Below are 5,716 nucleotides of genomic sequence, written 5' to 3'. Positions count from 1 at the left end.
AGCCTCGCCTCTTCAGGGCAGAACTAATCCAAAATCGCTAATCTAAAATCCCCAAGCTCCACATTTGAGGGTGGAGTTAATCCAAAATCCAAAATCGTAAATCCAAAATCAATTGACCAGTGACCACTGACAACTAACAAATAACAATTTATCTTCAAAGTCATGAATTCTGAATCTAAACTTTCTCAAACAGCCAATTCGTCTTTTTCAATGGACGATTTTGCTAAAGCCCTAGAAAAGCACGATTACCAATTTCAAAAAGGGCAAATTGTTCGTGGTAAAGTCTTCCAAATTGACCACGATGGTGCTTATGTTGATATTGGTGGTAAATCATCTGCATTTCTTCCCCAAGACGAGGCTTCTTTGAGAGCGGTAACTGATTTGTCGGAGGTATTACCGATGAATGAGGAACTAGAGTTTTTGATTATTCAGGATCAGGATGCTGAAGGTCAAGTCACTATTTCTCGTAAGCAGTTGGAAGTGCGTCAAATCTGGGATAAACTGTTAGAAATGCAGGAAAATTCCCAAACCGTCCAAGTGCGGGTAACAGGTATTAATAAAGGTGGTGTCACGGTTGATCTTTTGGGTGTCCGGGGTTTTATTCCGCGATCGCACATTTCCGAACGTGATAATCTAGAAGCACTTAAAGGCCAAAGTCTCACCGTCGGCTTTCTAGAAATTAATCGTGAAACTAAAAAGCTGGTTCTTTCTCAACGTTTAGCGGCTCGTTCTAGTAACTTCAGTTTATTAGAATTAGGTCAATTAGTAGAGGGAAAAATTACCGGCATCAAACCTTTTGGTGTATTTGTAGATTTAAATGGTGCCAGTGCTTTACTGCACATTAAACAAGTCAGCCAAAAATTTATTGAATCTTTAGAAAAGGTCTTTCAAATTGGTCAACCCATTAAAGCTGTAATTATTGATTTAGACCAAGGTAAAGGTCGAATTGCTATTTCTACCAGAGTTTTGGAAAATTTCCCTGGTGAAGTTGTGGAAAATTTTGCAGAAGTCATGAATTCAGCGGAAGCTCGTGCTAATCGTGCAGCTAATAAAACTGCTGAATAGTTGATTGGTAATGGGTGGTTGGTAATTGGTAATTGTCAAATCTTAATTGCTAATTGCTAATCCCTATTCCCTATTTGTTGAGATGCAGTTATAATCATCAATATCATCATAGTCAAATGATCATGAATCAAGTAAATGCTAATGAGATACAAGAACATTTGAGTGATTTTTTGGATAGTCTTACCCAAGGGCAAACATCAATTATTATTGAAAAAGCACAGAAAAGCGATCGCTACTATCATTAGTTATGAAGGATGGAAACGTTTAAAACAATTGGACATTTATTTAATTTCAGAAAACGATGAAGAATCTTTTAGTCCAGAAGAAGTCATTAAGGCATATAATCAGCTTCATGGAACGAAATTTACTGTAGAGAATATTGTCAATTCAAGAGGAGGAGATTCAAATTTTTCGAGTTGGTAAGCGAAATGATGATGAGGTTGAAAATTTGTAAATAAGATATACAACTCCTATTTATTTATGGACAATTTACCAGAAAATAAATCTAATTCCCATGCAGGGGGCGGTTTACCTGTAATCCAATATTGGGTAGAAAAAACTCTCTCACCCCAAGGTTTACAATTATGGCAAACTCTCAATCATAAAAGCGCTTGTTTATCCTGTGCTTGGGGTACGGGTGGACAAAAGGGAGGGTTTGTCAATGAAGCAGGAGAATATTTACAACGTTGTGCTAAAAGTGTAGAAGCTATTGCAGCAGAATTACAACCAGGAATTAAACCAGATTTTTTTCAAAAATATAATATCAGTGAATTGCAAGAATTAACTTCTCAAGAATGTGATAACTTAGGTAGACTTAATTATCCTCTCATTCTTAAATCAGGATCATCTCATTATCAACGTATTAGTTGGGAAGAAGTTTATCAAATCGCAAAACCAGCCTTTAGTTTAACACCAGCAACTATAGCTAGTTATAGTTCTGGACGTTCATCTAATGAAGCTGCTTATTTATTACAATTGTTAATGCGATCGCTAGGTAGTAATAATCTAGCAGATTGTTCGGATTTATGTCACGCTCCCTCAACCGTCGGCTTAAAAAAAGTTTTCGGTTCAGGAACATCAATGGTAAGTTTAGAAGGCTTACAACATAGTGATTGTGTGGTTTTAATTGGTTCTAATGCACCCGCAAATCATCCCCGATTAATGAACGAATTAATCAAATTACGGGACCGGGGTGGTAAAGTGATTATTATTAATCCCCAAATTGAAATCGGTTTAGTTAAATTTGCTTCTCCTGCTTTTCCGATTAAATCCTTACTTACCGGGGGTTCTGATATATCTTCTTTATATTTGCAACCGATTCCTGGTAGTGATGTAGCCTTATTTCTAGGGTTACAAAAATCCTTAATTGCCCAAAATTTAATTAAAATAGAATATCTCAAATCCTCCACTCAAAACTGGCAACAAATTTTAGATTATGCCAATAATATATCTTGGGATGATATCACCAAAACCTGCGGATTATCTCAAGAAGAAATTACCGCCACAGCCTATATAATTGGTAAATCTGAGCGTGTAGTATTTGCTTGGGCTATGGGAATCACTCAACAAACTAACGGTGTAAATAATGTTTTGAGTATAGCAAATACGGCTTTAATTACAGGTAATGCTGGTAAAATTGGTGCGGGAACAATGCCCATTAGAGGACATTCTAACGTCCAAGGATTTGGTTCAATGGGTGTCACCGTCAATTTGCACGAAGAAATCAAACAAGCACTATCTCAGCTGTTAGGAAAACCCCTGAATGAAACTCCTGGTTATCATACCCGTGATTTAATAGCAGCCGCAGAATTAGGAAAGATCAATACCCTCTTTTGTTTAGGGGGAAATTTGTATGCAGCTAACCCAGATTTATCACAAGCAAAACGGGCTTTATCACAAATAGAAACTATTTTTTATGTAGCGACAAAACCAAATTTAGGACATTTTCACGGATTAGCAAAACAGCAAACTTTAATCTTACCTGTTTTCAATCGTTTTGAAAATCCCCATCGGACGACAACGGAATCAGGTAATAATTTTGTCAGGTTAAATGATGCAGGTAAAAGTCATTTACAACCAGATAATTCTGATTTGATTTCTGAAGTAGAATTAATTACAGAAATAGCCCATCGTTTACATGATGAACATCCGATTAATTGGCGTAAATTACAAGATACGGTTTATGTTAGAGAATTAATTGCTAAAACTATTCCTGGTTATGAGAAAATAGGTCAAATTGATCAAACTCAGGCAGAATTTACCATTACAGGACGGATTTTTGATGAACCGAAATTTCCCACTTTTGATGGTAAAGCGCGGATGTTTATCACACCTTTACCACAATTAACTTTACCTGATAAATCAGCTTTTGGTGTGGAGGAAAATCAACCAGGAATTGTCTTAATATTGGGAACAGGACGCGGTTATGGACAACATAATACAGTAGTTTATCGCAGTGCAGATAAATATCGCAATATGCCCCATCGTCATTGTATTCTAATGAATAGTTTGGATATCAAAAAAGCAGGATTTCAAGAACATCAACGAGTTACAGTTAAAGGAAGTGGAGGAGAACTAGAGAATATTGAAATTATTTGTGGTGCAATTCGTGAAGGTGTAGCCTTTATGTTTTATCCTGAAGCTAACGTTTTATTGACAGCAGCAATTGATCCTGAAAGTGGTACACCTGCTTATAAAAGAGTTCCGGTTTTTGTGTACTAAATATTATCTCTATTATCTCGTTCCCAGTCTCAGACTGGGAATGCCATTAGGAGGCTCTGCCTCCATTTGACAAAGAAGTTGACAAAGAAGGCAAAGCCTTCTAAAATTCTTTTTCATACAGAGGAAACTACAAAATTGTAGACACTATAAGTGATATCGTCTAATGACGAATGCGATATAAAAGTCTATCTCAAGATAGATACTGAAGTCAGTGCGGGGTTAATAAAGTAAAAAATAAATTAATATAATACAGGGTACAATTGTGGCTAAATCTACCAAAACCGTCGTTTTTATTGATCCCAATGTTACAGACTGGCAAAATCTAGTTAATGGTGTCGAACCTGGCTCACTGGTGTTTATTCTTGACCCCAGACAGGACAGTGTTAGGCAGATTACCGATAAATTAGCAGCACTGACAGAAATTGATAGTATTCAGATTATTTCTCACGGTGGAGAGGGTAGTTTATCCCTTGGTTCAACTCAGTTAAACTCAGCAAACCTCAGTAGCTATAGTTCACAATTGCAGCAGTGGGGTCAATCTCTCACTACCACAGGAGACATTCTGCTGTATGGTTGTGACGTGGCTGGGGGAGTTATTGGTAAAGCTTTTGTCCAGCAAATTAGTCAACTGACTGGGGCAGATGTAGCTGCATCTGATGACTTGACTGGTAGTGCTGCATTAGGTGGAGATTGGCTGTTAGAATATGGGACTGGATTAATTGAAGCGCCTCTGGCTTTGCAGGTTCAGGCAATGGAGGCGTATAATTCTGTTTTACCCAATTATATCGTGGGTGGATATATAGGCTCTTGGAATCTTGATTCCAATACACCTGTAGATACTCCGTTTAATAAACTTACACATTTGTTCTACTCATTTGCTGATGTCACTTCAACTGGTACGGTTCAACTACCTCAAGATGGAACAGGAACAGGTGACATCGCTAAACTTCAACAAATTAAAGCTCAAAATCCCAACCTGAAAATAATGCTTTCCATTGGCGGTGCAACAGAGAATGATTTCTCCTCTGCTGCTGCTACGGTGCAGTCTAGGGCAAACTTTGCTCAGTCTGCTATCCAACTAATGAAGACTAATGGATTTGATGGCCTAGATATTGACTGGGAGTATCCTGAAGCAAATGAGGATAATAATTACATCCAATTGCTGGCACAATTGCGGACACAAATCAATCAAGCCTCTCAAAATGATGGCAAGCAATATCTTCTCACTACAGCCCTTTCTGGTTCTCCTTACCAGTTGTCTGCATCTGATTATGGGGGCAACCCTTACGATTTCAGCCCACAAGATTTGAAAGCAACTTCTGATTATGTGGACTTTATTAATGTCATGTCTTATGACTACCACGGACCTTGGGAGAACACAACAAATCATCAGTCAGCTTTGTATAAAAGCACAAATGATAACACTTATAACGCGGCTAAAGTAAATACTAATTGGGCGATTCAACATTATCTAAGTGCGGGTGTGCCAGCTACAGATATTGTCTTGGGCATTCCACTTTATGGGCGCACCTGGACTGGAGTTAACGCTGGTAGCAACAATGGGCTGTTCCAGCAGGGTACTGGTAGCTCTGAGCGCACATATAGGGAGCTTTATAATCTATTGGGGACAAATGGCTATCAATCTTTCTGGGATAATAGCGCCAAAGTTCCCTATATTTATAGTTCTCAAACAAAGGTGTTTAGCACCTATGAAAATAACCAATCAATTTTGGGGAAAACTGATTATGTCAAACAACAAGGACTCGGTGGTGCGTTCTTCTGGGAAATCACCCAAGATTTGCCCATAACTAATCCTGATTCCTTAATCAATGTTGCGGCTACAAATTTAGGAATTAATAATGTTGTTTTACCTACCATTACCCTAGCAGTATCACCCAGTAGCGTATTAGAAAACGGACCTAACAACCTG

4 protein-coding genes are annotated in these 5,716 nt (G+C 38.0%); all 4 read left to right on the top strand.

Annotation, left to right across the window (positions count from 1 at the left end):
- Positions 1 to 162 precede the first annotated feature (162 nt).
- Positions 163 to 1,065, top strand: coding sequence for a S1 RNA-binding domain-containing protein (locus ACIR131C_RS0119160; RefSeq protein ID WP_028091478.1), 903 nt, complete (start codon positions 163 to 165; stop codon positions 1,063 to 1,065).
- A 162-nt stretch (positions 1,066 to 1,227) separates the two neighbouring features.
- Entirely contained in the window at positions 1,228 to 1,488 is a 261-nt protein-coding gene (locus tag ACIR131C_RS26280) for a hypothetical protein (RefSeq protein WP_028091477.1), read from the top strand.
- Between the two features lie 57 nt (positions 1,489 to 1,545).
- Positions 1,546 to 3,786, top strand: coding sequence for an FdhF/YdeP family oxidoreductase (locus ACIR131C_RS0119150; protein ID WP_028091476.1), 2,241 nt, complete (start codon positions 1,546 to 1,548; stop codon positions 3,784 to 3,786).
- Positions 3,787 to 4,048: 262 nt separating this feature from the next.
- The coding region (locus tag ACIR131C_RS26275) for a glycosyl hydrolase family 18 protein (RefSeq protein ID WP_196811811.1) at positions 4,049 to 5,716 on the top strand (1,668 nt) is incomplete at its 3' end.

This window comes from Dolichospermum circinale AWQC131C (genome assembly GCF_000426905.1).
GTDB classification, from domain to species: domain Bacteria; phylum Cyanobacteriota; class Cyanobacteriia; order Cyanobacteriales; family Nostocaceae; genus Dolichospermum; species Dolichospermum circinale.
Note: the sequence above shows the minus strand (reverse complement) of the source record. Positions and strands in the feature narration are given on the sequence as shown.